The sequence below is a fragment of the Sphingomonas daechungensis genome (genome assembly GCF_039543105.1).
GTDB lineage: Bacteria > Pseudomonadota > Alphaproteobacteria > Sphingomonadales > Sphingomonadaceae > Sphingomicrobium > Sphingomicrobium daechungense.
In genome coordinates this window covers 601310-628224 of record NZ_BAABJC010000001.1, presented here as the reverse complement: position 1 = coordinate 628224, position 26915 = coordinate 601310, and the positions used below count along the sequence as shown (strand labels likewise).

Below are 26915 nucleotides of genomic sequence, written 5' to 3'. Positions count from 1 at the left end.
ACGATAATCCCTTGGGCGCGCCATGCTGCACGTTTACAGAAGAGTGATTGTTGGCCGCCGCGAAGGCCAGATAGCCGGACGGCACATCAACAAGGGGGAATCCCAATGCGAACCATAAAATTGCTCGGCCTTTCGCTGGCTCTGGCGAGTGGGTCGACGCTGGCCACGATCGCGGTCGCGAAGCCGGCCGATGTGGCGGCCGCCGTCGCCGCGACCTCCAGCCGCAGCGAAGACAATGTGAAGCTCGACGAATCCCGCAAGCCTGCCGAGGTGCTCAAGTTCCTCGGGCTGCAAAGCGGGATGCAGGCAATCGACCTGTTCGGCGGCAATCGATACTGGGCCGAAATCATGGCGCCCGCCGTCGGCAAGGCCGGGCACGTGACGGTGTGGGAGCCCAACCAGTTCTACGGCAAGGAGACGCAGGAGAAGTTCGCCGCGTTCCAGGCGAAGACGCCGAACACGCACATGATCGTGCAGCCGTTCGAGGCAATCTCCCTGCCGGCCAAGTCCTACGACTTTGCGATGATCAACCTCAATTATCACGACGTCTATTGGGAGAGCGCAAAGTACGGCGTCGTCCGCATGGATCCCGACGTCTTCGTGAAGACGCTCTATGAAGCGATGAAGCCGGGCGGCATCGTCGGCGTCATCGACCACGTCGGTAATCCGGGCGACACCCGCGAGACGGTCGAGAAGTATCACCGGATCGATCCGGCGGTGGTCAAGGCGGATTTCGAAAAAGCCGGCTTCAAGCTGGAGGCGGAAAGCGACTTGCTTCGCAACCCCGCGGACGACCATAGCCTGCTGGTCTTCGACGCGAAGATCCGCGGCAAGACCGACCGTTTCGTCTACAAGTTCCGGAAGCCTAAATGACCACAGCCGATCGGGCCGAAGAGGCCGCCGCCAAGCCAATTCGTGGAGGGCGGCCTTATCTCGTCCTGATCGCCTTGATCCTCGGGCTCATCGCCGGGGTCATCGCCCAACGCACTGGCGACGGCCTCCGCGAGCCTGCACTTCAGGCCACCAGCCTGATCGGCCGCCTGTGGCTCAACGCGCTGAAGATGACGGTCATTCCGCTCGTCGTCGCGCTTCTGATCACAGGCGTCGCGGCGGGGGCCGAGGCGGCGCGCGCAGGAAAGATCGCGGCCCGATCGGTGCTGTGGATCGTCATCCTCTGCACGGCATCCGCGATCTTCGGAGCAGTAGCGGTGACGCTTCTGACGGGCGCGGTCCCGCTTCCGGAAGCGCAGGCCCAGGCGATGCAGGCCGGCCTTGCCGGGCTCGATCAGTCGGTGGCCTCGGGACCGATGCCCGCCGCGATCGACTTCTTCAAAGGCGTCATCCCCGGCAATGTCATCTCGGCCGCCGCCAATGGAGACGTGCTTCCGCTCGTGGTGTTCGCTCTGCTGTTCGCACTGGCGGTTGCACGAATCGACGTCACCCGCCGGCGCTCTATCGTCGAGCTGTTCCAGGGGATCGCGGATGCGCTGCTGATCATCATCGGCTGGGTGCTGCTGATCGCGCCGCTCGGTGTCTTCGCGCTCGCATTCAGCGTCGGTGCGAGCGCTGGCGGCGCTGCGTTTGCCGGGCTCGGGCATTACATTCTCGTCATCTCCGCAATTGGCGTGCTGGTTACTCTGTGGGCCTATCCGATTGCCTTGATCTGGGGCCGGATTGGTCTTGCCACATTCAGTAAAGGGCTCATCGCACCGCAGAGCGTCGCCATTTCCACGCGATCTTCGCTTGCCTCGCTGCCGGCGATGCTCGGGGCTGCAAAGGTGCTCGGCGTCCGGGAGCAGGTTGCGGACGTCACGTTGCCGCTGGCGGTCGCTTTGTTCCGCGCAACGGGACCGGCGATGAACACCGCAGTCGCATTCTACGTCGCGCATTGGCTTGGGTATGAGCCGACCATGGCGCAGATGATCGCTGCGACGGCGGTCGGCGCGGTGATGAGCTACGGCGCCGTTAGCCTGCCCGGCGAAGTCAGCTTCATCAGCTCGATCGCGCCCATTGCCATGGCTTTGGGTGTGCCGATCGCGCCCCTCGCATTGCTGGTGGCGGTGGAGATGGTGCCGGACATCTTCCGCACGCTCGGCAACGTCACGCTGGACGTCGCCGTGACCACCGTTGTGAACAAGAGCACGGAGTCCGTTTCAAGCGAGGACTAGATCGGGCGTTCGTCGAACTGCCGCCAGACGAACGGCCTTCGTCGACACATGTAAACGGTCGCAGACGGCCACGCGGCATTGGTCGAGCCGCACGGGACGCACGTGAACCTTCGTCGTAGCGGGATCGTGCGACGCGGCGGTTCGATCACCCCTCGACTTCCCCGATAGGCCGCCGCGCCGCAAATCAAGGGAGCGAGACGATGAAACTGTTGATGATTATCGCAGCCGCCGTCGCCTCGGCCGGTCTAGTGCTGCCGACGGTGACCCAGGGGCAAGCGGGCGAGGTTGGAAAGCAGGTGGCTTCGGCCGCGGCTGTCGCAACGCCCACGCTGCGCGCCTAGCCCGCCCAGCGAAATTCAGATTGCAGAAGTCCGGTTGCGGCGCCTCTCCTCAGGCGCGGCAGCCGGGCAAATGCTTTAGCGCCGGGCGATCGTACGGACCTTGTCGGTGTAGAGGCGGCCCACCGGCTGTTCCGTCCCGTCGCTGAGGCGAGCGATCCAGCGACCGGAGGGATTGCGCGAGAAGCCGGCGATGAAGTCCTTTCGAACGATCGCCGAGCGATGGAGGCGCACGAACAGTTCGGGATCGAGGCCCTCCTCGAGCGCATTCATCGAATGATGGATCAGCCAGCTGCGCCGGCCGACGTGGAGGCGCATGTAATCGCGCTCGGCCGAGACGCGGTCGACGTCCCGCGAGGCGATGCGAACGAGGCCTGAAAGATCCGATGCCCAGAACTCTTCCAGGTAAGGCGATGTCGATGCCGGCTTCGCTGCGGGCGCTTTTTCGCGCCGTCGGAGATGGTCGCGGGCGCGCTTCAGGGCGCGGTTGAGCCGGTCGGGCGTGACCGGCTTCATCAGATAGTCGACGGCTTCGACCTCGAACGCGGCCACTGCGAACTGATCGAAGGCGGTGATGAAGATCACGACGGCCGAAGGTTTCTTCGCGGCGAGCGCTCGGGCGACCTCGATTCCGTCGAGGCCCGGCATCTCGATGTCGAGCAGCAGGAGATCGGGGTTCAGCGCTTCGGCCATGCGAACGGCGCTTTCGCCGTCGCTCGCGGTGCCGATCAGGTCGACTTCCGGGCACTGCGCCAACAGCAGCTGGAGCCTCTCGGCAGCCAGCGGTTCATCATCGGCAATCAGAAGCCTCAGCGGCTGCTCTTCATCCATCCGAGCGATCCAGCGGCAGTGTCAGGAAGACACGATAACCACCGTCGGCGGTTGGGCCAAACTCACATTTCGCGGACGAACCGAAGCGCGCTTCGAGGCGCTGGCAGACATTGGTCAGGCCGACGCCGGTGCCGTCCGGCTTGCCGTTGCGGCTCCTCGAATTGGCTTCCGCGCCGCTGTTCTGCACTTCGATGGTGAAACGGCCCGGCCCGGCCTCGGCCGCGCGGATCGTCAGCGTGACCGTGTCGCGGGTGCCGGACACTCCATATTTGATCGCATTCTCGACAAGCGGCTGGAGCAGGAGGCCGGGGACCCGCGCGCTGCGGAGCTCCTGGGGAATATCGATCTCGACTTTCAGCCGGCGCGGGAAGCGGACTTTCTCGATGTCGAGGTACAGGCGTTGCAGCTCGATTTCCTCAGCGAGGGTCACGTCCGCCGATGCATCCAGCGACAGGCTGGACCGGAAGAACGTCGAAAGCTTGAGGATCATGTTCTCCGCTTCCTCGGGCCGGCCGCTCATGACCAGCGAGGAAAGCGAGTTCAGCGTGTTGAACAGGAAGTGCGGGTTGATCTGGTAGCGGAGGGCCCGGACCTGGGCGGCCTGGGCGGCGCTTTCCGCCTCGACTGCGCGCCGCTGGGCGGTGAGCGCTTCGGCCTGCGCCTTGGTCGCGAGATAAAAGGCGCTCCACGCCGCGAAGAAGAACAGCCAGACGACGGCGGTGTCGGCAGCGTAACGGACGCGCTTGTAGGCATCGAGCTGCCCCATTCGCGGCCAGGTGACGACCAGCGGCTCCTGCGCACGACGCTCGACGGTCAGCGTATGGCCCTTCTCGATGATGACGAAGCCTTCGCGCGATTGGTAACGGAAGACTTCCTTGGGCTCGCGCATCAGGTCTTCGATGGCGATGAAGGCGCCGGCCATGCCGATCGAGGCGAGCGCGGACGCGATGCCGGCGACGATTGCCTTGCGCCTGATGTTCGAAGTGCCCGCGAAGGTGGCGATCAGGACGTAGATCAGGCCAGTCAGCAAAATGCCGATGCCGATGATGATCAGCTTGTTGAACAGGACGGTAAAGGCGTCGGTGCCCATCAGGGCCCGGGCGGCGACGGTCAAGGCGTAGACGAACCAGAAGCCGAGGATCGACTTCAGCGCCAGCGGCCAGTCCGAAAATCGGCCCTGCTCGATGTCGTCGGCGGGGCTGGGCGAGAATGCTTGCATTTGGCTGTTAGTAATCACGCAATTCGCACCGTCGCAATTGCCGCCTGGCCTTTGGCAGAAGCGTCGCGGCGGCTCGTCGAAGCTGAACGCCAGATAAACGGGGCGAGTGCAGGAACGCAGCCACGCATTGCTCGTTCAGCCTTCGAAACGATTCGCCGAAGGACATCCATATGAACGACCAGGCCAGGGACGAGAAATCCAAGGTTCCGCCGCCAGTGATCTCCAACCCACCGGGCAAGGATCTCGAGGACAAATTGAAGGAAAATCCAGGCTGCGAGCAAGCCAAGGTCGATGTCGGAAGCGACGAATCGATGGACGCATCCGATCCGCCCTCCGCGGCCCAGCCGGGCAGCGACGAACCGGTGCCGTCTTCCGGATTTCCCGACAAAAATTAGGCTCTGACGGGGACTTATCCCCAATTCAGTTGCCCGGAATCAACAGCGGCATCGTTTTGCGACGAGTCGTTAAAGTTTAACGTTGCTGTCATGCCCACCGTCTGATTCAATCTGAATGGGGGTGGGATAAGTGGTTAAGCAAACCGCAACTACTGCGGCCGCATCATCCTGCCGGTGGGACTAAGGAGTCGGGGTGATGATCACGCGGACCAGCCAGCCAGCAAACGGCGCGTTGCTGATCTCTGAGATGAAGGAGTTCGCAAGCTTCCCTAAGGCGACGCAGCGCTACATTCGCCGCTCGCTGGATGTGGCTTACGGCCGTCGCGATGCGATCGAATGCTGGGCCCGAGATGAAGGCGAAGCCGCCTCGATCCGCGCACAATCCCGAATTTACAAGCAGCTCGACCATCTTCGCATGCAGGTGCCCGACGACAGCGGCCTCGACATGATCGAGCCGTTCATGGGCATGCTGATCACGCTCGCCGCGTTCGATCTCGGCCAGGACCGCCTGCCGAACTTCGCGGCATTCCGCTTTCTCTACGAGCGGCTGGTGGGTGCTTCGGCCCGTCCGTGGCTGCCGGCCTCGTTCTGTTCGGCTGCGGCGCTGCCGCACCTGCATCCGGACCGTCGCCGGACCCTGCTCCAGTCGATCAGCGAGAGCGCTGCGACGGCGCCGGGCTGGTCGAACCGGGAGCCGGTGTTCTGGCCGGAGTGGGTCGAAAAGGTGGACCTGCAACAGGCCGCCTAGGCGTCCGCTTTCACTGACGGATAGATGTCCGCGAGCGCGCGAAGCGTGTCTTCCGCATTCTTGTGATGAATGAACACGCCCCCGGCATGCTCCCATAAGTGCCGGTGGTTCTGACGGTCATCGACCAGGACGTCGCCACGCTCCATATGGAGATGCTTCTTGCGGGCGAGCGTCGTGATGATCGGCACGCCTGGAAAATGCTTCTTCGCCCAGCGTTCCTTCTGCGGCGCGGCCCAGGTTCCTAGCGGCACCCCGGTCAGGATCGTCGGCTTGAGGTGCTTCACGGCCTGAAACAGATCTTGGGCGTCCGGCATTTGCTTGAGGTCGCCGTAGAAATTGCCGTGGCGGGCCAGTCGCTTCCAGAACTCACCGCGGCCATGGCGTGCTTCGAACTGCGTCGGGCTCATTCCCAGCAGCAGCTTCGCGCCGGCGTCGAAGTCCGCGAGCACCCCGTCGCAATCCAGGAAAAGATGAGGCTGCTTCGCCATTAGATTCGCGCCGGCCGAAGATGGATCGCGATCGGGTGATCCAGCTCCTTCCAGCCACGCTCCTTCAGGACGTCGTTACTCTCGCGAGCGCGCCGCCCTTCCGCCAGCGACCATGTGATGTGATAGGTCGATCCGTCTGCGCGATCGGTGCTGCCGTCGATGGTCACCACCATGGCCTCGACGCCTTTTCCGTCGTCCGTCCTCCCGACGATCTGCGCGGTCACTTCCGGCGGGATCGACTCGTGCTCCGCTTCCGTCCGCACTGTCACGTGATGCGCGACTGCGTTTTCGAATTTGGGCGGGAACTGTCGCAACAGCTTCTTGCGGTCGTCTTCCGCAAGGAGCCATCCGGTGACGCTGCCGGGTTTGGCCATGCCTGCCCGACGCCAAACCGGCTCAGGAGTTCCGTTGGGCGAGACGCTCGACGAGAAGCACGGCGAATTCGCTGAGGGAATCGTCGCGCGCGCCCATGATGACGATGCGGTCGCCGTCGCGCGCCTCGGCCAGCAGCGCTTCGCCGATCGCGGCACGATCCGCGATATGTTCCGCCTGGCCGCCCCGATCGCGGACCTGATCGGCCAGCCAATCCGATCCCCGCGTGCGTTCGACCGTGCCGCCTTGATAGACGGGGTCGGGGAGATAGAGGCGGTCGTCGGGCGCGAGACCCTTGGCGAAACTGTCGGCAAGCTCCTCGCCCATTTTGGTCAGCGGCCCATAACCGTGCGGCTGGAACATGATCAGCAACCGGCCGGGCTGCGCACGCAGGGTCGCAAGCGATGCGTCGATCTTGTCGGGGTTGTGCGCGAAGTCATCAATGACCGTGACTCCACCAGCCGTCCCGACGTTTTCCAGCCGGCGCTTCAACCCCTCGAAGCGGCCGAGTGCCGCTGCGGAATCCGCTAGCGCAACGCCGAGCGCTCGCGTCGCGGCAATTGCAGCGAGGGCATTCGACGCGTTGTGGCGGCCGGGGACATTGAGCTGGACGTCGTGAGTCTCGTCGCCGGCGATCACGGTGAAGGTGCTTCCGCCCGGCAGCAGCTCCAAATTCTTGCCCATGAATTCGGCGCCTGGGGCGTCGAAGCCGTAGCCGATGCGCTGGTCGGCCGGGATGGCGTCGGCGATGGCGCGCGTCTCGGGGTCGTCGAGGTTCACGATAGCGCGGCGGGCGCGCAGCAGGAATGACGCGAACAGGGACCGCAGCTCGTCCATTTCCTTGTGGTCGAGGCTGATGTTGGTCAGCACCGCGACTTCCGGCCTGTAGAGCGCGATGGAGCCGTCGCTTTCGTCGACCTCGCTGACGAACAATTCCGGATCGCCGACAAGTGCGCTGGCAAAGGGTGCGGATGGAGTGACGAAGTTCTTCATCACCGCGCCGTTCATCACCGTCGGCTGGCGGTGCGTGGCGTTGAGGATCCAGCCGATCATGCCCGTCACCGTCGACTTGCCGCTGGTGCCGCCCACAGCGACGCTCCGCTGTGCGTCATTGAGCAACTGGGCGAGGAATTGCGGGCGGGTGAGATGGTCCAGGCCAAGCTCGCGGGCGCGGACGACGTCGGGCACCGTTTCCTCGACGGCCGCAGACGTCACCAGGGTCATTCCCGGCGCGAGCCCGGACCCGTCCTGAGGAAACAGGCCGATGCCGAGCGAGCGGAGATAAGCGAACTTGTTGGCAACGCGGCCGGCGTCGAGCGAGCGATCTGAGCCGGCGACCTTTGCGCCGGTTGCGCGGACGATCGACGCCAGCGGAAGCATGCCGCTGCCGCCGATGCCGCAGAAGAAGACGTTGGATTCAGTCATTGCCACACGGCCCTATTGGGCGGACGCTTATTTGCAAGCGCCTCCGTCCGCCCAGCCGGTCCAGCCCGGCCCGCGCACGAAACGGCCCGGCTTTGCGCCGGTGTGCTGCCCGTTCTTCAGAACCTGCGTGCCGTTCACGAAAACGTCGCGGACTCCGGTCGACAGCTGCTGCGGCTTTTCGAACGTCGCATGGTCCTGGATCCTGGCGGGGTCGAAGATGACGACGTCGGCATAATAGCCATCGCGCAATACTCCACGACCCTTGATGCCGATGTTGGTCGCCGGGAGGGAGGTCATGCGCCGGATCATGTCGGCCAGCGGTGCGGTCTTCTGGTCGCGGGCATAGGTTCCTAGCGCGCGCGTGAAGTTGCCGTAGGCGCGGGGGTGGGTGCTCGACTTGAGGAAGACGCCTTCAGGCGCCTGGGACTCGGCGTCGGAGCCGAAGCTCATCCACGGCAATGCCGTCTCGCGGCGAACATTGTCCTCGTTCATCAGGAAATAGACGGTGCCTACGCGGCTGCCGTCCTCGATGACGAGGTCCATTGCGGTCTCTTCAGGGCTCTTGCCGCGCATCTTCGCGACCTCGGCGAGGGTCTTTCCCGTCAGCGGCTTGAGCTTCGGGTTCTTGAAGCTGACGAGCAGCACCTTCTCGGGACCTCCGGCAAGCAGCACGAGATTCTCCCAATCGGCCTTGGGATCCTTCATCTCCGCGATGACTTTCGCCCGCGTTGCCGGGTCCTTCAGCCGCGCAATCCATTGTTCCAGCCCACCTGCCTGGACCCAGACCGGCATGGCCGCGTCGAGGCCTGTCGCACCGGCCGGATAGGTGTACATGTCGGCGGTGATCCGCAGGCCCTCGGCACGGGCCTTTTCGACGCGCGCGATCGCCTCGTCGAGCTTGGGCCAATTCTCCGCCCCGGCCTGCTTGAAGTGGTAGATTTCGGCGGGCGCGCCCGACTTGCGCGAAATCTCGATCAGCTCGTCGATCGCTTCGAGCAGCTTGTAGCCCTCGTTGCGCATGTGGCTGATGTACATTCCGCCGCACTTGCCGGCTTCCTCGGTGATCGCGATCAGCTCGGGCGTCTCGGCGAAATAGGCCGGCATGTAGATCAGCGACGAGCCGACCCCGAGTGCGCCTTCCTTCATCGCTTCGCGGACAAGCGCGCGCATGCGGGCCAACTGCTCCGGCGTCGGGTCAACATCACCTTCGCCAAGTTCGTGCATGCGGACCGTGGTCGCGCCGATGAAGGAGGCGACGTTGGGCGTGATCCCCTTCCTGGTGAGGTAGGTCAGATACTCGCCGAGCGTCGTCCACTCGATCGGATATTTGATGTCGCCTTGCCGCGCCACGGCGAGCTTCTTCATCTTCGGGTTGAGCGGACCCATGGAATCGCCCTCGCCAAAGACTTCGAGCGTAACGCCCTGCGTTGTGTCGCTGAGGCCGCGGCCATCCTGGATCAGGCTTTCCACCGCCCAGCTCAGCATGTTGATGAAGCCGGGCGAGACGGCCATGCCGGTGGCGTCGATGGTCTTCGTTGCCGCGCCGGGCGCCTGCGGCCCGACGTAGACGATCTTGTCACCCTTGATCGCAACGTCACCGGTGAACGGCGTCCCGCCCATGCCGTCGTAGATCGTGCCGTTGTCGATCAGCAAATCGTAGTCGGAGGGCGCTTGCGCCAGCGCCGACGACGACAGCAGGCCGGTGACGGCCAATGCGAACGCAATTCTTGTCTTCATGAGGTCCCCCTGTCGGACCCAAAGCTGCACCAACTTGGCCCACGACGCCACCGCCAAGATGTGGGCGGCATTGGAGGCTAATGGCAGCTTTCGAACTCAACCTGCCATTAGGCGGCAGGGGGGCAATTCTTTAGCGGGAACGCGCCCCGATCATTTGGCACCTTTACCAGCATCCACGTTTGTTGAAGGCGATGAACCGTTCGTTTTGCAAAGAGACGCCCTTCAGTAGTGTCGCGACTAAACCCCAAAGCCACTTGGTTTGGACCTAGGCCGACGTTCCCACCTCCCACTCCGATGTCGCCGCGACGCACAAAAACGTTGATTATTGGAAAGGATCGCTCGACCTCGGGCGCCAGGCTGTTCCCCATTGCCCGTAGTTCCTCGTTCGTTTCGGCGCTGCGGTCTCCGAATTCCATTTCCTCGTCGCGGGCGATTTGCCGAAGCACACGCTTAAGTTCGTCTGCTCCTGCTGATTCCGTGAGACAGAACTGGACTTGAAGGAAGGGTCTTTCGCCGGGGCGACAACTCGCCATCGCCGCCACAGTCAGAACGACCAGTACGCTCTTTCGGCGGCTACTCATCGAGCCAGCCTACCACAGAATGTCCGTTCTCCGCCCAAAGTCGCCATTTGCAGGTGTCGACGGCGTCCCACCCATTGCGGAGGCTCGCGGTCTCACCCTAAGCAGCGGGGATGAAGATTGCCGTCGTTGCTCCGAGCTGCACGCTGTCGCGCGAGGCCGCGGAGCGACTTGAAGCGCTGGTTGCCAAGCGCGGCGACTGCGAGCTTGCCATCCATCCGCAATGCTTCCTGTCGGACGGGCATTTCGCGGGGACCGACGACCAGCGTCTGTCGGCGCTGATCGAGGTGATGAAGGATCCGGAGTTCGGCGCGGTCTGGTTCGCGCGCGGCGGCTACGGATCGAACCGGATCGCGGAGGCCGCGCTCAAGCATCTCCCCGATGCGGCGCGTTCGAAACTGTACATGGGCTACAGCGACGCGGGATTTCTCCACGCGGGATTTCACAAGGCCGGACTGAACGTAGCCTGGGGGCCGATGCCGCAGGACCTGATGCGCGAGGGGGGTGAAGTGGCGGTAAGCCGGGCGCTCGACTGGATCGTCAATCGCGACCCGTCAGCGCTGGAGCCCGACCTCCAGTCTCCAGCGATGGCATTCAATCTGACCGTGCTCGCGGCCCTGCTCGGCACGGTGCTCGAACCGGACTTCACAGGCGTCGATTTGCTTATCGAGGATGTGAGCGAGCATCACTATCGCATTGACCGCACGATGTTCCATGTGACGGGCAGCGCGAACATCCGGAAGGTGGCGCGTCTGCGGCTCGGGAGAGTGGGGGATATCCCCGACAACGACCCCGATTTCGGGCGTGACGAAGTCGCGATCGTGCATGAGTGGTGCAAGCGATCCGGAGTGCCATTCGGAGGGCGCGCGGACATCGGTCACGACGTCCTGAACCGAGTCGTTCCGTTCCGACTGTAAAATCGCCGAGTTTCCCTCTGAAAACGCATTGCCAAGAGCGACTCTTTCCGCTCTATCAATCAGAGAACAACAGGAGGGCCGTTATGGCAGAAAAATCAGGGTCGGGGCGGAAAGCAGGCGGCGGACTGGCGAGGCCGGTTCAGCCTTCAGCGGATCTCGCTGCAATCACCGGTAGCGATCCGCTTCCGCGCAGCCAGGTTGTCTCGAAGGTGTGGGATCACATTCGCAAGAACAACCTGCAAAACCCTCAGAACAAGCGGGAAATCGTCGCTGACGACAAGCTTCGCAAGGTCTTTGGCAAGGACCGCGTGACGATGTTCGAAATGAATAAGCACCTTTCGAACCACCTGAAGTAGAAGCGTCGCCCTTGAGGCGAACAGGGGACTCGCAGGCGACTGTGGGTCCCCTTTTTATTGTGACGAGCACGCGACTCGGAAGAGATCGCAGCGACCGTCCGGCCGCTAGCCGCGCCAGAGACCCTCGAGCTTTTCCCGCGTGACCGGGAATCCGATGCCCTCGGGGATCGTGATGAACCTTTCCCCGTCGATTTCTTCGACCCACGGGCTGATCGGTTCGATGGCGTGCGATCCGGCGTCGGCGACGATCTCGTCGAAGCTGGAATGCTGCGCTAGCCGCTCAAGCGTACGACGGGTCGGAAAGATCAGCTGAATTTCACCGCGGCTGTCGCGGTCCAGGGCATTGGCGGCGGTGGTCCAGTGCGCGCCCGCGCATTCGTGCTCCAGCACGTTGGGCTGCCAGTCGCCGTCCGGTGCGCGCGCAACATAAAACAAGGTGTCGAAGCGCCGGGTGGCATGGAAGCGGGGCACCCACCTGGCGAGTGGCGTCAGGGCATCTAGGGACAGGTTCAGACCGTGCTCCCCGGTGAGATCCTCGAGTGCCCGGCCGGCGAGCAATTCGCGCTGCAAACCGGCCGAGAGATCGCTGGAAGGAACCGGTGTAAGTCCTACCGGAATCGCGGTTTCTTCGAGGGCCTCGCGGACTGCGGCGATCCTGGCGGCGCCATCAAAGGCGAAACGGTCACCGAGCGTGCGGTCCGCTTCGTCGATGCGCCCGCCGGGGAAGACCCAGGCACCGCCGGCGAAGGCCATCCCCGCGGCGCGCTCCACCATCAGGATCTCGGGCACTTGCTCGCCGTTCTCGCGAACGATGATCACGGTCGCGGCGGGTATGGCGTCATCGCTCATCACCAAGCGACCTAGGCGTGCGCGGAGCAAAGAAAAAGGCCGCCGCCCCGCAGGGACGACGGCCTCAGCCATTCCATCGTGGGCGATTACATGCCCTGAACGTCGTCCTCGACCTTCGACGGGCTGGTCAGGTTGCCGTCCACCGTCTCAGGGACCGTTGCGTTGGCCGCATTCTCGGCATCGAGCTGCTGCTGCTGGTTGCCGAGCGCTTCCATCTCCGCATTGGCGGCATTGGCGGCGAGATCGTTGAGCGCGTTCGCCTCGACATTCGCGGCCTCGGCTTCGTTCAGCGTGTCCGAGTCCTTGCTGCCGCACGCGGCGAGAGCCAGCGACGCGGTCCCAACAAGCAGAAAACCAAGCTTCTTCATCGACTTACCCCCAAAGGCGTTCTGTATCGGGTCACGCATAGCAACGCTGCAAAACCCATGCAAACTTGTCCCGAGGTTCCGAAATCCCTATCTTGGTCCCTGCCGGGGCAACCCGGCTATGTCGGTAGACTGTCGCGTGGAATAGACACTTCGGACCCGGGGGGCAGTACCCCGGCGCCTCCACCACCAGCCGCCAACCGGGCGAAATCCGGCGGTTGCTGACGGGGGCGAAATAGGATCGACGAGTGTAATAAAGACGCGGTTGCCGATCGGTATGGATGCCACCGTGACGGCTCATTCACACAAGTGCCAACGATAACGAGGCGCTCGCAATTGCTGCGTAACTGACGGCCTAACGGTCTAAGTTACAAAGACAAAAGCGCGGTCGGACCCCACCGGGCAACAGAAGGGGATTCCAGCGGTACGGGGAGCACCGGGCAACAGAAGCTCCCCACTTTCCTTTCCGTCATTGCGAGGAGCCGCAGGCGACGCGGCAATGCAGCCAACGTCTGGATTGCTTCGCCACGCTCGCAATGACGAGAATGGTTGGCTAGCGTCCTTGCAAGGGGGTACGCCATGCACACTTGGGGAAAGCGCATTTTCGCAGTGGCCGCGCCGCTACTGCTGACCGGCTGCCTTTGGGGCCCGGGCAAATTCGCGTCCGACCTGACGCTGAAGAAGGACGGCAATTTCATCCTTGATTACAAGGGCGAGATCGTCCTCCAGACCCCGCCGGATGCGGAGGCCAAGGTCGAGCCGTGGAAAAACGAATTTCTGCGCTGCCACAAGGACGGGAGCACGCGGGTGCTAACCTCGGTTCAGGGGTCCATGCAGGTCACGGAAGAGCCGCCTCCGGGCGAAGATTCAGTGCGCCCCTGCACTGCGGCCGAGCTTGCCAAGGCTAAGGGCGAATACGAAAAGCAATCGGCCGAGCGCGTGAAATCCAAGCGCGAAGACGCCGAGAACATGGCGAAGATGTTCGGCCTTCCAGGGTTCGACGACGAGTCCGCCAGAGCCTTCGCAACCAAGCTCGGCAAATATGCCGGATATCGCTCCGTCACCTATCGCGGAAAGGGCGTCTATGACGTCGACTATCATTTCGAAGGGCGCGCGACGCAGGACTTCGTCTTCCCCGCTCTGCCCGACAATGACGTAATCATTCCCTTCATCGCGATCCGGCGACGCGCCGACGGTTCTGTGTTCGTCAACGCGCCTGCTTTCACTGGTGGGGCAGGGCCGCTCGGGGCTCGCGCCGGCGCCGCCGCCGCGAGCCAGATGAAGGACGGTCCGGTGTCCAGGGCGCAGGGCCGCTTTACCATCGTCACCGACGGTGAGATTGCGACCAACAACAGCGAGGACGGCACGTCGCCGCACGCGCTCGGCAAGCAGGTCCATTGGGAAGTCGGCCCCGGGTCGAGCAAGATCCCGGAGGCGCTCGTCCGTCTGCAGTAAGCCGCGTTCGTCGAACGCGATTTGCCTCGGCCCGTTTGCGCCTTACGGTGCGCCCCCTTCGAACTAGGGGGTTCACCGTGCGCCATACGATTCTTTCCGCTTTGCTGGTCGCGTCCGCGCCAGCCGCCATTGCCGCTCCGACGCCAAAGGATCAGCTGCTCGTGCCGCCAAAGGACGCTGCGCACTACGTGGTGATTTCCTCGGCCGGCAAGCATGGCGACGAATATGCGTGGAAACTCCCCGATGGGCGGATGGCGTTTCGGCAGTCGATTCTGCTGCGCGGACTGATTTTCGAGACAGACGAAACCTTCCGCTTCGGTTCGGACAACATGCCGAGCGAGATCGTCATCCGCGGCGTGACGCCAAGTGGCGACGCGGCGGAAAACTATGCCGTGAGCGGCGGGCAGGCAGCCTGGACCAGCCCGGTCGACAAGGGCAGCGCGCCCTATACGAGTGCCGCTTATTATCTTCCGCAAGGCGGGACGTTCCTGTCCTTCGCGCCGCAGATCGACCGCATCCTCGCGGCTGGCGAAGCTGGCCTGCCGCTCCTGCCCTCGGGCAAGGCGACGCTGACCAAGATTTCCGAGCTTGAGGTCGAGGGGCCGCAGGGAAAGAGGAAGGTTGAGCTCCAGCTTCTGCGCGGCACGACTCAGACCCCGACGCCAGTATGGACGTCCGACGGCAAGTTCTTCGGAGCGCTCGTCGGCTTGACGCTTCTGCCGGAAGGCTATGAGGCCAACATGGACAGGATGCAGGCGGCGCAGGATGCGGCGATCGCCGGTCTGGCCCCGGCAACAGCAGCGAAGTTCCTGACCGCCGACGCCAAGCGGCCCGTGCTGTTCAAGAATGTGCAGGTCTATGACTCGCTCGGCGAGACGTTCGTGGCCAACCAGAACGTCCTGACTTCCGGCGGCAAGATCGTCAGCGTCGGCGCGGTTCCGGCGTCCTTGCCCGCGGGAACGCGCGTGATCGACGGTGCGGGGAAGACCTTAGTTCCCGGCCTGTGGGACAGCCACATGCACGTTTCGGACGACTTCACGGCGGTTAGCGAGCTCGCGCTCGGCGTGACGTCCTGCCGCAATCCCGGTGGGCCGCTGGAGCTTCAGGTGTCGCAGCGCGAACGGCGGTCGAACGGCAAGCTGCTGGCGCCCGAATGCTTCGATTCCGTCATTGTCGACCAGAAAGGGCCGCTCGCCGCGCAGGGAAGCATGGCGGTTGGCAGCCTCGAAGAGACTCTCGCGGCCGTCCGGAAGATTCACGACGCCGGCCTGACCGGCGTGAAGTTCTACACATCGATGAATCCGGCCTGGATCCCTCCCGCTGCGAAGCTGGCCCATGAGCTGGGGCTTCACGTCCACGGCCACATCCCCGCCGGAATGCGGACGCTGGATGCGATCAACGCCGGCTATGACGAAATCACCCACATTTACTTCGGAACGATGCAGGCGATGCCGGACGCAATCGTCGCGAAGTCGAACACGACCGCGCGGATGACCGGGCCGGGCCAGTACTTCAAGGACGTCGACCTCGATGCCGAGCCGATGAAGACGGTGATCAAGACCATGGCAGAGAAGAAGATTGCGCTCGACCCGACCCTGGTGGTCGTCGAAGGCGTGCTGCTTGCCAATGCGGGGCAGATCCAGCCGGCGTATACCGCATATGTCGGAACGCTGCCGGCAGCGACCGAGCGCGGCTTCAAGTCGGGGCCCATCCCCTATCCGGAGGGCATGACTCGCGCCGATGCCGAGGCAAGCGTCAAGAAAATGGGGGTCTACGTGAACAGGCTCCGCGCGGCCGGGGCGCCGATCGTCGCCGGCACCGACGGCTACGGCATGGAGCTGGTGCGAGAGCTCGAACTCTATGTCGACGGCGGCATGACGCCGGGACAGGCGCTTGCGACCGCGACCATCAACGCGGCCCGGAATGTGAAAGCTGACAACCGCACTGGTTCGATCACCGTCGGCAAGGAAGCCGATCTGGTACTCGTCGATGGCGATCCGTCGGAGCGCATCGGCGACCTACGTCACGTTAATCAGGTGATGAGCGACGGTGTCCTGATGGATGCCGACGCGTTGCGAGCGGAGGCGGGCTTCAACGGCCGTCCAAAATAGTCACACGTATTTCTGGTTGAGTTCGGGCGCGATGTTGCGCCCGGTCTCGCTCAATGCCTGGTCGATGATTACGGCTGCGACGACACGTCCTTCGCAGCCGTCGATCACCTGCAAGGCTGGCGCCGGAAGACGGTCGACCGCGTCGCGCGTGACCTCAGACATCAGCTGGAGGCTTTCGCCTTCGCCATGCTCGATGGTCCATTGCATGAGGTCGCCAAAACTCGACGTGTGGGTCCGCCCGTAGAGCTGCAGCAGGATCCAGTCGAAGAGCATTCGTAGCTCGGTTTCCTGGAGGATGCCGTCGAGGCCGGGGCATGCCGCAATCAGACGCAACCGGGCTATGCGCGGGAAGTGAGTGCGGATTCCCGCGACCGCTGCCCCCTGCTTTTGCTTGCGGCTCCATGACGCGAGCAGCACCACGAAGACGCCCGCAAAGATGACTAACCAGAACAAAGCCTAGCGCTTTTTCAGCTCGTCCCGAATCTCCGTGAGCAGGTCGACCTCCGTCGGGCCGGCAGGCGCGTCCTCGGCCTTCTTCATCACTTTGTTCGCGGTTCGAACAAGCAGGAAGATGATGAAGGCGAGGATGACGAAGTTGATGACGACCGTGACAAACTCGCCCCAGCCCAAGACTGGGATCCCCGCTTTCTTGAGCGCGGCGTAATCGGTCACCGAGCCGCCGTAGTCCGCCGGGATCTGGCCGAGCACGATGAAATGGCTGGAAAAGTCGAGCCCGCCGAAGATCGCGCCGACGATCGGCATGATGATGTCGCCCGTCAGGCTGGTGGCGATCGTTCCGAATGCAGCTCCGATGATGACGGCTACGGCGAGGTCGAGCACGTTGCCGCGTGCGATGAAGTCCCGGAATTCGCTGAACATGGAGGTTCTCCTTTCGCTTCGCGGAGTGGAGCCTAGCGCAGATGTGGACGTTTGGAAGTCAGCAGTTCACGTGTGTTGCTATTGTAAAACAGCTTGCCGCCCTCTACTTAGCGCGCCGGTTGCTCTTCAGGGGAAACGTCATGACCGCACTGCGTCGATTTGGTCTTCTCGCTCCACTTGCCGCTCTCAGCCTTGCCGGGTGCGGGCTCAACAGCGTTCCGACTGCAGAGGAGAACGTAAATGCGAAGTGGGGCGACCTGCAGGCGGATTATCAGCGGCGCGCGGACCTGATCCCGAACCTGGTCGAGACCGTCAAGGGATACGCTCAACAGGAGAAATCGGTGCTGGTCGAGGTGACCAACGCCCGCGCCAATGCCGGCCGCGTCCAGCTCAGCGCGGACGACCTTAGCGACCCTGCCAAGGTGCAGGCGTTCAACGAGGCTCAGAACCGGCTGACGCAGGCGATCATCCCGCTGCAGCGGTTGCAGGAAGCCTATCCCGACCTGAAGTCCAACACGAACTTCCTCGCGCTGCAGGATCAGCTGGAAGGCACGGAGAACCGCATCAACGCGTCGCGCCGCGACTATAACGAGGCGGTGCAGGCCTATAATACCCGCATCCGCACGTTCCCGGACGCGATCGGCGCCAAGATCTTTTATGGCGCCAAGCCGAAGGTGCCGTTTCAGGCGGCGGCAGGCGCGGAAGCTGCGCCATCGGTGAACTTCAACGCGAGCTGATCCACTGACCCGTCATCGCGAGGAGCGTAGCGACGTGGCGATCCAGCGGAAGCTTCTGGATTGCTTCGCTGCGCTCGCAATGACGGTGTTAGTATTGTGGGCAGCGCCAGCTTCGGCGCAGAACTTTCCGAAGCTGACCGGCCGCGTGGTCGACCAGGCAGAGCTGCTTCGTCCGGAGCAGGAACTCGACATCTCGAGCAAGTCGCAGACGCTCGAAGCACAGACCGGGCGGCAGTTCGTGGTCGCGACGGTGAAGAGCCTCGATGGCTTGCCGATCGAGGACTACGCTTACCAGCTCGGCCGCAGGTGGGGCATTGGCCAGGCCAAGGAGGATGACGGTGTCATCCTCCTCGTCGCACCGAATGAGCGGAAGGTGTGGATCACCACCGGCTATGGCGCGGGAGGGTTCCTGACCGACGCGATGTCCGGCGTGATCGTTCGCGAGAAGATCCTTCCGGAATTCAAGAAGAACCCGCCGGACTATGGCGCGGGAATAACCGCGGGGGCGGACGCCATCATCAAGCAGATGGAGCTTCCGGCCGACCAGGCGCAGGCCAACATCGACAAGGCCCGCCAGCAGGAGAGTCAGCGGCGGAGCGGCGGCGCGGGTTTCATCCCGGTCATTTTTATCGTCGTCATTTTCTTCGTGATCATCGGTTCGCTTTCGCGCGGCATGAGCGGACGGCGCTATCGCCGCCGCCGTGGCGGAATCGATCCCCTGATTGTGCTGTGGGGCCTCAATGAGCTCAGCCGCGGGTCGCGCAATCGTGGCGGCTGGGGCGGCGGCGGTGGCTGGGGCGGTGGAGGCGGCTTTGGCGGCGGCGGCGGGTTCGGCGGAGGCGGGGGCTTCTCCGGTGGCGGAGGCGGCTTTGGCGGCGGCGGCGCAGGGGGAAGCTGGTGATGCTGCAACTTAGCGAAGAGGATCATTCGCGGGTCAGCGCGGCGATTGCCGCGGCGGAGGCGAAGAGCGATGGCGAGATCATCGCGGCCGCGACGCCGCTCAGCGATTCCTATCATGATGTCGCGTTGCACTGGGCGGTGCTGGCGTTGATCGCAGTGCTCGCTTGGGCGGCGATCTGGCCGTGGGGACTCGAATGGTGGCTCGACGTCTTCCTCGGGTCGTGGCGGCCGGAATCGACGCTTCGCGAGCTGCTGACATTCCTGATGATCCTGGCGGTGCTGAAGTTCACCGCGGTCCTTCTCATCCTTAAGTACATGCCGCTGCGACTGGCGTTGACGCCTGGAGCGACCAAGACCCGGCGGGTGCGGCGTCGGGCGATTTCGGTGTTCAAGGCGGGCGCCGAGCGCCGGACCGTCGGCCGCACCGGCATCCTCATCTATCTTTCGATGGGCGAGCGGCGCGCCGAGATTGTCGCCGACGAAGCTATCCTCAAGGTCACGACGCCGGAGACTTGGGGCGAGGCGATGGCTGCTCTTCTCGAAGGCGTGAAGGCTGGAAGGCCCGCGGACGGGATCGTGGCGGCCATCGAGCGGGTCGGTGCGGTGCTTGCCGAGCACTTCCCGCGTTCCGCCACCGATACCAACGAGATTCCGGACAAGCTCATCGAACTATGACAGCGGACGCCGACGCTCCATTGGAAGTGAAGTGGGAAGGGAAGTTCGTCCGCACCCTGAAGCGCGGCCGCTGGGAATATGTCTCGCGGACGCGGGGGGTAACGGCAGTCGTCATCCTCGCCGAGACCGAGGGCAAGGTTGTCCTGATAGACCAGTATCGCGTACCGGTCGGCAATCGCTGCCTCGAGCTACCGGCTGGCCTCGTCGGCGACGAGGACCCCAATGCGACCGTCGAGGGCACGGCCGTCAAGGAACTCGAGGAAGAGACGGGTTACACCGCAGATCAAATCGAGGTGCTCGGCGAATTCCAGTCCTCGCCGGGAATGCTGACCGAGAGCTTCACTTTGGTTCGCGCGACCGGTCTCCGCAAAGTCGGCGAGGGCGGGGGCACGGACCATGAGGACATCAACGTCCATCTGGTCGCCCGCGAAGATATAGCCGCATTCGTCGCAGCACGACGGGCCGAGGGCATGGCCGTCGACGTCAAGCTGCTGAACTTCATGCAGTTCTGAACGTCAGCGACGGTTCACTTGCGGGTACCTATCTGCCGTTCGTCGAAGTCCCGCTTGTTGCATCGCGGCCGGTCCGCGATGCGGCGACACCATTTTTCCTTGATCGAGGGGTAATATGAAGATGCTGCTGGCCACGACGGCCATTCTTTCGATGGCCGCCATTGGCACGGCCGCACATGCGCAGGCGAAGGCTCCGGCCGCGTCCGCCAGCGTAGCGGTTCCGACCAACGTCCTGCTGGCCGACTGGTCCGGCCCGTACGATGGCGTTCCGCCTTGGGATAAGGTCGATCCCAAGCTGTTTCCGCAGGCGTTCCAGTTCGGCATCGAAGATCAGCGCCGCGAGATCGATGCGATCGCCAACAATCCGGCGCCGCCGACATTCGAAAACACGATCGAAGCGATGGAAAAGGCCGGGCAGCGCTTCTCTCGGGTCGAGAACGTGTTCGCCGTCATGACCGACAATATGTCGACGCCGGAATACCAGGCGCTCGACAAGGATTGGCAGCCGAAAATCTCCGCCGCGTTCGACGAGATCAATTTCAACGAGAAGCTCTTTCAGCGCGTGAAGTCGCTTTACGACCGCAAGGCGACGCTCGGCCTCGATGCCGTGCAGGACCGCCTTCTGACGCGGACCTACGAGGGTTTCATTCGCAGCGGCGCCAACCTGAACCCAGCGCAGAAGGCGCAACTGGCGTCGATGAACCAGGAACTGGCGACGCTTTTCTCGACGTTCAACGAGAGGCTGCTGGCAGACGAGGGCACCTACATCACCGCGACCGAGGCGGAGCTGAAGGGCGTTCCCGACGACGTGAAGGTCGCGCTCGCCGGCGCGGCCAAGGACCGCAAGCTTCCGGCCGGCACCTATGCGCTGAAGAACACGCGCTCGGTCGTCGACCCGGTGCTGTCGTTCGCGGACAATCGCGCGCTTCGCGAGAAGGTTTGGACGGCGTTCGTCAACCGCGGCGACAACGGCAACGCAAACGACACCAACGCGACCATCGCCAGGATCGTGAAGCTGCGCGCCGACCGCGCAAAGCTGCTAGGGTTCAAGAACCACGCCGAGTGGCGGATGCAGGACACCATGGCCAAGGACCCGGCCAAGGCGATGGACCTGATGATGCGCGTCTGGACCCCGGCGGTCGCCCGCGTGAAGGAAGAGGTCGCGGACCAGCAGGCGCTCGCCAACAAGCTGGGCGACAAGATCACCATCGAGCCGTGGGATTATCGCTACTACCAGGAGAAGGTCCGCAAGCAGAAGTACGACCTTAGCCAGGACGAGATTAAGCCGTATTTCGCGCTCAACAATCTCGTCGACGGCATGTTCTGGGAGGCGGGCCAACTCTACGGCCTCGGCTTCAAGGAAAATACGGGCAAGATCCCCGTCTTTAATCCGGATGTCCGCACGTTCGAAGTGACGGACATCCCGACTGGCAAGGTCGTCGGCGTCTTCTACTTCGACGCCTTCGCGCGTGACGGGAAGCGCTCGGGCGCGTGGATGACGACGTACCGCAGCCGCTCGAAGTTGCTCAACGACAACATCGTCCTTGCGTCGAACAACAACAACTTCACCAAGGGCGAACCGGGCAAGCCGGTGTTGATCAGCCTCGACGATGCGGAAACCCTGTTCCACGAGTTCGGGCACGCCATCAACTACCTGCTGGTCAACGTCCGCTATCCGAGCCTCGGCGGCTTGCAGCGCGACTTCGTCGAGTATCCGAGCCAGGTGAACGAGAATTGGCTGCTGACGCCGGAAGTGCTGTCACGCTTTGCGAAGCACTACCAGACCGGCGCGCCGATGCCGCAGGCCCTGGTCGACAAGATCCAGAAGGCGAAGACGTTCAACCAAGGCTTTGCCACGGTCGAATATCTCGGCTCGGCGATCGTCGACATGAAGCTGCACACCGACCCCAGCGGCGTGGTCGATCCGGACGCGTTCGAGAAGAAGACGCTGGCGGAAATCGGCATGCCGAAGGAGATCGTGATGCGGCACCGCATGCCGCAGTTCGGTCACCTCTTCTCGTCCGACGCTTATTCGGCCGGCTATTATTCCTACCTCTGGTCGGAAGTGATGGACGCCGACACCTGGGCGGCGTTCGAGGAGGCGGGCAGCCCGTGGGACAAGACGGTCGCAGGCAACTTCAAGAAGTATCTGCTGTCGACCGGCAACGAGACCGATCGCGCCGAAGCCTACCGCGAGTTCCGCGGCCGCGATCCCGACGTGAACGCATTGCTGAAGAAGCGCGGTTTTCCGACGAATTAGGTAATCGGCCCTCTTCGAGCGATCGACGAGGGCCCTTTCCTATATTGGCACGCAGGCGTTCGAGTTTCCCCCGCTCTTCGTGATCTGGCACGGGCTACGCTGAATCTCTTCGATCAGCTTGCGGTCTTCCATGCGCTTTTCTTCCCATTCCTGGCGCGTGCCGCAAAAGCGTCTTTTCGCAAGCCGGCTTCCGGTGACGATGATATCCTCGCAGATCTTCTCATTGGGGTCGCCGAAGCGCGTGGGGTCGGCGCTCGCCGTGAAGTCGGGAACAGGGGCCGGGGCGATTGCCGCGGCCATGACCAGGAACGCCGCAATGCCTTTGTGCATGAGCCGTCTCCCTCTCGCACGCAGATGAGTCGTGCGTTTCGAACTTTACACGAGTTTGGAAGAAGCGGCCAATTGCCGCGCCGCGACGCGGAAGGTCAGCGCCGACAGCAGCCAGAGACCTGAGAAGCCCATGCTGAACAGCGCGCCGCGGACGTCAGCGGTCAGTCCGAATGCACCGGCGGCGGCTTGGGCGAGACCGGCCGCGATCATCGCTCGCGCCATTCCGGACGCCTCGAACCGCGCGACGATTGCTCCAACCAGCGCAATGCCCAGAACGCCCGCGAACACCAAGTTGTAGGGATTGGACTCCGAACCGATCATTCCAACGGCCAGGTTTGTCCAGGCGGTGAGAAGGGCGGTCCCGACCGCAATCCCTGCAGCGGTTCGGTAAGCGCCATTGCTTGATGCCCGGGCAGCCAGTTCGCATACAGCGCATGCGCTCGCGAGCATCACACCCATGATAACGAAATCGCGCGCGTCCCAATCGACTTCGCTTGTGAACTGCATCGCGATCGCGGGCAGCAGGAGCAGGAACGTAGCGGTTCCCCACATGACGATTCGCCAACGGCTCCAGCGCGAGCCTGCGACAATATCCGTGACTGCTTCCATGTGCGCCTCCTTCAAACGACGCATTGTCAGTCACTCAAGCCGGAGCAGAAAGCCTGAGGAAGTCCTGAGCACTTGCTGAAAAGCGCTACAACTGCGCCTTTTTCGCTTCGGAGAGCGCCAGTTCGGCAAGAGGTTCGAGCCTCTCCACCATCTGCGCCGCATGAGCCGACGAAGCGTTGCCCCGCGCCAACCGGCCTTTGATCCCGTGAAGGATGGCGGCGAGCCGGAACAGGCAGAAGACGACCAGGTAATCCTTGTTGGGCAAGTGATCGCGGCCGGTGCGACGGCAATAGGCGGCGACATAATCGTCCTCGGACGGGATGCCCAAAGCCTCGAGGTCCATACCGGCCAGGCCGCTGAAGCTCGGTCCTCCGGGCATGCGGTACATCAGCAGGTGATAGGTGAAGTCCGCCACGGGATCACCCAACGTGGACAATTCCCAGTCGAGCACTGCGCGGACCGCCGGTTCGTCCGCGTCGAAGATCATATTGTCGCAGCGATAGTCGCCATGCACGACGCTGGATCGGCTGTTGTCGGCTGGGAGGTGCTTGCCGAGCCAGTCGACGAGCTCGTCCATTGCCGGCACGCGCCCGCCATCCGTGTCGGCGAGATATTGCTTCGACCACCGTCCTACCTGGCGTTCGACGAACCCTGTCGCCTTGCCATAGTCACCGAGGCCAATGGCGTCCGGATCGTAGCTGTGCAGCAAGGCGATTGTTGCGTTCATGGCGTCGAAGTGTGCGGCTCGCCGTTCCCGACTCATGCCCGGGAAATGCGCTTCCCAGACGATCCGGCCGGGCACCATGTCCATGACGTAGAAGGCGGTGCCAATGACGCTGTCGTCTTCGCACAGGCCGTACACCCGCGGGACCGGAAAGCCCTGGGCGCCGAGTGCCGCAAGCACGCGATATTCACGGTCGACCGCATGGGCGCCGGGGAGCAGTTTGCCCGGCGGCTTGCGGCGAAGGACGAAGCTTTGGGAGCCCTTGTCGACGCGGTACGTCGGGTTGGACTGGCCGCCCTTGAACTGACTGACCGAGATCGGCCCGCCAACTCCGGGGATGTGCTCGCCCATCCATCCGTCCAGCGCTTCGGTATCGAAGCGCAGCCGCTCGGATACTTCGCGCGTCCCGGTATTCGCGTCGGTACGGTCCATCGCCCCCGTCATGCTGAACTTGGTTCAGCATCCATGAACACCAGCGTTGGCGGCCGACTGCAAGTGCCGAGTTCATGGACCCTGAAACAAGTTCAGGGTGACAGTGTTGGAAGCACATGGTTCGCCTGATCCACCTTTCCGATCTTCATTTCGGCGCACACGATCCCCGTCTGGTGGATGCGGTCGTGCAGCGTGTCGACGAAGAGAAGCCCGACCTGGTCGTCATCAGCGGCGACTTCACCCAGCGCGCGCGCACCGAGCAGTTCCAGCAGGCATGCGAGTTCCTGGAGCGCCTGCGCGAAGCAGGACACGACGTTCTGGCCGTTCCGGGCAACCACGATGTCCCGCTGTACGACGTCTTTCGGCGCTTCCTGTCGCCACTGACCCGTTACAAGAGGTACATCGACGAGACGCTGTGCCCGTTTCATGAACTGCCCGGCGTATCGGTGCTTGGCATCAACACGGCGCGATCGCTGACCTTCAAGGACGGCCGCATCAGCCGCGAGCAGATCCAGTTCATCCGCAGCACGTTCGAACGCAGCGATCCGAACTGCCTGCGGGTCCTCGTCACTCACCATCCCCTATTCGCTCTTCCGGTCGGTGAAACCGGCGAAGTCGAGCGAGCAGCGGGGAGGAGCGGACTTGCGCTCGACGCAGCCGCAGAGTCGGGAGTCGACTTGCTGCTGGCAGGTCATCACCACACGGCCTCGACGCATAGCGCCCACGATCTCGTCACCCGCGCCGGACCGGCGCTCGTAGTCCAGGCGGGAACGGCGACCTCCGTGCGTCTTCGGGACGAGGAACAGAACTTCAACCGGATCGATATCGTCGACGACGCCGTCACCTTGACGCTGCAGGCTTTGAAGGGCGGCGGGTTCGAGTCCCGAACGACCCAGCGCTACGAACGCCGGGAGGATCATTGGCGGATCGTCGGCGACGAAAAGGTAGTCGAGGACGCGACTCACTAGCAGGCTGCGCGGCGCTCGCTTAGAGGCGGCGCATGGCTTTATCCGACCAGTTCGATGTTCAGGAATTCGTCCGCCGCGTGCTTGCCGAGGACCTGGGCTCAGGCGGCGACATCACTTCCGCCGCGACGATCGCGGCCGATGCTCGCTTCACCGCGGAGATGAACTGCCGGGAGCCGATCGCCATCGCGGGGCTTGAGATTGCTGCCGCCTTCTTCCGCGCGCTCGACAAGGATGTGCGGATCGAGAAGCTGGTCACGGACGGGGACAGCGTACCCGCCAGGTCGGTGATAATGCGCCTCGAAGGCAATGCGCGGGCCATGCTGTCTGCCGAGCGCTCGGCGTTGAACACGCTCCAGCACCTGTCGGGGATTGCGACCCTGACGCGACGCTACGTCGAGAAGATCGCGGGGACGGGGGCGATCTTGCTCGACACCCGCAAGACCATCCCCGGACTGAGGCTGCTAGAGAAATACGCGGCGCGGATGGGAGGAGCGGAGAACCACCGCATGAGGCTCGACGACGGTCTCCTGATCAAGGACAACCATGTCGCCGTCGCTGGCGGCGTGGCGAATGCCGTTCGTGCGGCGAAGGCTGCGAACACCGGGTTCCAGGTCCAGGTCGAAGTCGATCGCGTTGCGCAGATCGAGCCTGCGCTGGAAGCTGGCGCCGATCGCCTCCTGCTCGACAACATGCCACCTCCGGTTCTTCGCGAGGCGGTGGAGTCGGTTGCCGGTCGCGTCCCGCTGGAGGCCTCCGGCGGCGTGAACCTCGACACCATCCGCGGCATTGCGGAGACCGGCGTGAACTACATCTCGGTCGGACGGATCACCCAATCCGCGCCATCGGTCGACATCGGGCTCGACTATTCGCTGCAAGACCTGGGGTGAACGGCGCATTCAGCGCGTTGTCAGTTGCAAAGTCGTACTTAACTCCTTGACTGGCCCCGCGTGGCCACTGGTCATCGAGGAGTATTTCGATGTTAAAGACTGCAATCCTGACGCTCTCGGCAGCGTCGATGATCGCGGCCCCGACCGCCGCTTCGGCGAGGGACCACGATTGGAATCGCCATCACAGGGTCCGGGCGGTCGAGACGGTCCGCTACGTCCCGAACCGCACGCGCTACGTTTCGACGCGGTATGCGAGCCCCTACTACGGTTCGCGCTACTACGGCTCGAACGCCTACGGCGGCTATTACGGCAGCCCGTACTACGGCAACAGCTACTATGGCTCGCCCTACTACGGAAACGGGTACAACAGCCGCTACTACGGCGAGCGCTACCGCTGCGGCAACGGCACGACCGGCGCGTTGATCGGCGGTGCGCTTGGCGCAGTCGTCGGATCGCAGGTTGCGACCAGTCACAACCGCTATGGCTATCGCACGGGCAACGGTACGGCCGGCGCGCTGATCGGCGGAGCGCTCGGCGCGGTCGTCGGCGGCCAGGTTGCGCAGGGCCGCTGCTAAGCAAAGGTACCGATAGACAATCAAGGGCGGGCCGGGGAGAAATCCCCGGCCCGTTTGCTATGGGCGCTCCCCAGT

General features: G+C 63.5%; 30 protein-coding genes and 1 other RNA gene. 18 read left to right on the top strand and 13 right to left on the bottom strand.

Annotated features, from left to right (window positions below; genetic code table 11):
* Positions 1-105 precede the first annotated feature (105 nt).
* The 3 genes from ABD928_RS03195 (at position 106) to ABD928_RS03185 (ending at position 2509) form a co-directional block, all read left to right on the top strand.
* Positions 106-873, top strand: a complete 768-nt coding sequence (locus ABD928_RS03195; RefSeq protein ID WP_187714398.1) for a class I SAM-dependent methyltransferase — start codon at positions 106-108, stop codon at positions 871-873.
* Positions 870-2168 (top strand): dicarboxylate/amino acid:cation symporter, encoded by a 1299-nt coding sequence (locus ABD928_RS03190; RefSeq protein WP_345166015.1) that lies wholly within the window; start codon positions 870-872, stop codon positions 2166-2168. Before ABD928_RS03195 ends, ABD928_RS03190 begins: the two co-directional genes overlap by 4 nt.
* 200 nt (positions 2169-2368) lie before the next feature.
* A complete protein-coding gene (locus tag ABD928_RS03185; RefSeq protein ID WP_187714397.1) occupies positions 2369-2509 on the top strand; it encodes a hypothetical protein in 141 nt (46 codons plus the stop codon).
* 75 nt (positions 2510-2584) lie between these two features.
* Here the strand turns inward: ABD928_RS03185 and ABD928_RS03180 are convergent, their stop codons facing one another.
* The gene (locus ABD928_RS03180; protein ID WP_345166008.1) at positions 2585-3337 is read right to left on the bottom strand and encodes a LytR/AlgR family response regulator transcription factor; all 753 of its coding nucleotides are present in this window, start codon (positions 3335-3337) and stop codon (positions 2585-2587) included.
* Entirely contained in the window at positions 3330-4556 is a 1227-nt protein-coding gene (locus ABD928_RS03175; protein ID WP_345166005.1) for a sensor histidine kinase, read from the bottom strand. The genes ABD928_RS03180 and ABD928_RS03175 overlap by 8 nt, the downstream gene beginning before the upstream one ends.
* 170 nt (positions 4557-4726) lie before the next feature.
* Between ABD928_RS03175 and ABD928_RS03170 the strand changes: the two genes are divergently transcribed.
* Positions 4727-4951, top strand: a complete 225-nt coding sequence (locus ABD928_RS03170; RefSeq protein ID WP_187715957.1) for a hypothetical protein — start codon at positions 4727-4729, stop codon at positions 4949-4951.
* A gap of 196 nt (positions 4952-5147) precedes the next feature.
* Positions 5148-5699 (top strand): hypothetical protein, encoded by a 552-nt coding sequence (locus ABD928_RS03165; protein WP_395622438.1) that lies wholly within the window; start codon positions 5148-5150, stop codon positions 5697-5699.
* On the opposite strand, the gene ABD928_RS03160 is transcribed toward ABD928_RS03165, so the two are convergent.
* The 4 genes from ABD928_RS03160 to ABD928_RS03145 are packed head-to-tail and all read right to left on the bottom strand — an operon-like array spanning position 5696 to position 9721.
* Positions 5696-6187 carry a 5' nucleotidase, NT5C type gene (locus ABD928_RS03160; RefSeq protein ID WP_345166002.1) on the bottom strand — a complete coding sequence of 164 codons (492 nt, stop codon included), beginning with the start codon at positions 6185-6187 and terminating at the stop codon, positions 5696-5698. The two genes, ABD928_RS03165 and ABD928_RS03160, sit on opposite strands and share 4 nt — an antisense overlap.
* Entirely contained in the window at positions 6187-6561 is a 375-nt protein-coding gene (locus ABD928_RS03155) for a hypothetical protein (RefSeq protein ID WP_187714394.1), read from the bottom strand. The genes ABD928_RS03160 and ABD928_RS03155 overlap by 1 nt, the downstream gene beginning before the upstream one ends.
* A 22-nt stretch (positions 6562-6583) precedes the next feature.
* Complete coding sequence (locus ABD928_RS03150) at positions 6584-7984, bottom strand: UDP-N-acetylmuramate--L-alanine ligase (protein ID WP_345165998.1); 1401 nt, start codon at positions 7982-7984, stop codon at positions 6584-6586.
* 27 nt (positions 7985-8011) lie between these two features.
* Positions 8012-9721 carry an N-acyl-D-amino-acid deacylase family protein gene (locus ABD928_RS03145; RefSeq protein WP_345165996.1) on the bottom strand — a complete coding sequence of 570 codons (1710 nt, stop codon included), beginning with the start codon at positions 9719-9721 and terminating at the stop codon, positions 8012-8014.
* Between the two features lie 691 nt (positions 9722-10412).
* Between ABD928_RS03145 and ABD928_RS03140 the strand changes: the two genes are divergently transcribed.
* A complete protein-coding gene (locus tag ABD928_RS03140) occupies positions 10413-11216 on the top strand; it encodes an LD-carboxypeptidase (RefSeq protein ID WP_345165994.1) in 804 nt (267 codons plus the stop codon).
* Between the two features lie 83 nt (positions 11217-11299).
* Positions 11300-11572, top strand: coding sequence for an SWIB/MDM2 domain-containing protein (locus ABD928_RS03135; RefSeq protein ID WP_187714393.1), 273 nt, complete (start codon positions 11300-11302; stop codon positions 11570-11572).
* 105 nt (positions 11573-11677) lie between these two features.
* Here the strand turns inward: ABD928_RS03135 and ABD928_RS03130 are convergent, their stop codons facing one another.
* Both ABD928_RS03130 and ABD928_RS03125 read right to left on the bottom strand, forming a co-directional pair.
* The gene (locus ABD928_RS03130) at positions 11678-12421 is read right to left on the bottom strand and encodes an NUDIX domain-containing protein (RefSeq protein ID WP_345165991.1); all 744 of its coding nucleotides are present in this window, start codon (positions 12419-12421) and stop codon (positions 11678-11680) included.
* Between the two features lie 86 nt (positions 12422-12507).
* Positions 12508-12789, bottom strand: coding sequence for a hypothetical protein (locus ABD928_RS03125; protein ID WP_187714392.1), 282 nt, complete (start codon positions 12787-12789; stop codon positions 12508-12510).
* A 61-nt stretch (positions 12790-12850) separates the two neighbouring features.
* On the opposite strand from ABD928_RS03125, the gene ssrA reads away from it, so the two are divergent.
* From ssrA to ABD928_RS03110, 3 genes are all read left to right on the top strand, one after another.
* Positions 12851-13206: a transfer-messenger RNA gene (ssrA, locus tag ABD928_RS03120) on the top strand.
* A gap of 159 nt (positions 13207-13365) precedes the next feature.
* Positions 13366-14241 carry a hypothetical protein gene (locus ABD928_RS03115; RefSeq protein WP_345165989.1) on the top strand — a complete coding sequence of 292 codons (876 nt, stop codon included), beginning with the start codon at positions 13366-13368 and terminating at the stop codon, positions 14239-14241.
* Between the two features lie 77 nt (positions 14242-14318).
* Entirely contained in the window at positions 14319-16352 is a 2034-nt protein-coding gene (locus ABD928_RS03110) for an amidohydrolase family protein (RefSeq protein WP_187714389.1), read from the top strand.
* On the opposite strand, the gene ABD928_RS03105 is transcribed toward ABD928_RS03110, so the two are convergent.
* Positions 16353-16805 (bottom strand): hypothetical protein, encoded by a 453-nt coding sequence (locus ABD928_RS03105; protein WP_345165986.1) that lies wholly within the window; start codon positions 16803-16805, stop codon positions 16353-16355.
* A gap of 3 nt (positions 16806-16808) precedes the next feature.
* Positions 16809-17231, bottom strand: coding sequence for a large conductance mechanosensitive channel protein MscL (gene mscL, locus ABD928_RS03100; protein ID WP_187714387.1), 423 nt, complete (start codon positions 17229-17231; stop codon positions 16809-16811).
* Positions 17232-17371: 140 nt separating this feature from the next.
* Here mscL and ABD928_RS03095 point away from each other — a divergent pair, with 140 nt between their 5' ends.
* From ABD928_RS03095 to ABD928_RS03075, 5 genes are all read left to right on the top strand, one after another.
* Positions 17372-17968, top strand: coding sequence for a LemA family protein (locus ABD928_RS03095; protein ID WP_187714386.1), 597 nt, complete (start codon positions 17372-17374; stop codon positions 17966-17968).
* A 34-nt stretch (positions 17969-18002) separates the two neighbouring features.
* Positions 18003-18869, top strand: coding sequence for a TPM domain-containing protein (locus tag ABD928_RS03090; RefSeq protein WP_345165983.1), 867 nt, complete (start codon positions 18003-18005; stop codon positions 18867-18869).
* Positions 18866-19543 (top strand): TPM domain-containing protein, encoded by a 678-nt coding sequence (locus ABD928_RS03085; protein WP_187714385.1) that lies wholly within the window; start codon positions 18866-18868, stop codon positions 19541-19543. The genes ABD928_RS03090 and ABD928_RS03085 overlap by 4 nt, the downstream gene beginning before the upstream one ends.
* Entirely contained in the window at positions 19540-20055 is a 516-nt protein-coding gene (locus ABD928_RS03080) for an NUDIX hydrolase (protein WP_345165980.1), read from the top strand. The genes ABD928_RS03085 and ABD928_RS03080 overlap by 4 nt, the downstream gene beginning before the upstream one ends.
* Positions 20056-20170: 115 nt before the next feature.
* A complete protein-coding gene (locus ABD928_RS03075; RefSeq protein ID WP_187714384.1) occupies positions 20171-22315 on the top strand; it encodes a M3 family metallopeptidase in 2145 nt (714 codons plus the stop codon).
* A gap of 39 nt (positions 22316-22354) precedes the next feature.
* On the opposite strand, the gene ABD928_RS03070 is transcribed toward ABD928_RS03075, so the two are convergent.
* The 3 genes from ABD928_RS03070 to ABD928_RS03060 all read right to left on the bottom strand — a co-directional run bounded on the left by ABD928_RS03070 (position 22355) and on the right by ABD928_RS03060 (position 24410).
* The gene (locus ABD928_RS03070; RefSeq protein ID WP_345165978.1) at positions 22355-22645 is read right to left on the bottom strand and encodes a hypothetical protein; all 291 of its coding nucleotides are present in this window, start codon (positions 22643-22645) and stop codon (positions 22355-22357) included.
* Positions 22646-22690: 45 nt separating this feature from the next.
* A complete protein-coding gene (locus ABD928_RS03065; RefSeq protein WP_187715914.1) occupies positions 22691-23254 on the bottom strand; it encodes a hypothetical protein in 564 nt (187 codons plus the stop codon).
* A gap of 85 nt (positions 23255-23339) precedes the next feature.
* Positions 23340-24410: a phosphotransferase family protein gene (locus tag ABD928_RS03060; RefSeq protein WP_345165972.1), complete on the bottom strand. Its 1071-nt coding sequence runs from the start codon at positions 24408-24410 to the stop codon at positions 23340-23342.
* A 116-nt stretch (positions 24411-24526) separates the two neighbouring features.
* Here ABD928_RS03060 and ABD928_RS03055 point away from each other — a divergent pair, with 116 nt between their 5' ends.
* The 3 genes from ABD928_RS03055 to ABD928_RS03045 all read left to right on the top strand — a co-directional run bounded on the left by ABD928_RS03055 (position 24527) and on the right by ABD928_RS03045 (position 26840).
* Complete coding sequence (locus ABD928_RS03055; RefSeq protein WP_187714383.1) at positions 24527-25378, top strand: metallophosphoesterase family protein; 852 nt, start codon at positions 24527-24529, stop codon at positions 25376-25378.
* 32 nt (positions 25379-25410) lie between these two features.
* Positions 25411-26265, top strand: a complete 855-nt coding sequence (gene nadC, locus ABD928_RS03050; protein WP_345165969.1) for a carboxylating nicotinate-nucleotide diphosphorylase — start codon at positions 25411-25413, stop codon at positions 26263-26265.
* Between the two features lie 89 nt (positions 26266-26354).
* Positions 26355-26840, top strand: coding sequence for a glycine zipper 2TM domain-containing protein (locus ABD928_RS03045; protein ID WP_223276264.1), 486 nt, complete (start codon positions 26355-26357; stop codon positions 26838-26840).
* The last annotated feature ends 75 nt before the right edge of the window (positions 26841-26915 follow it).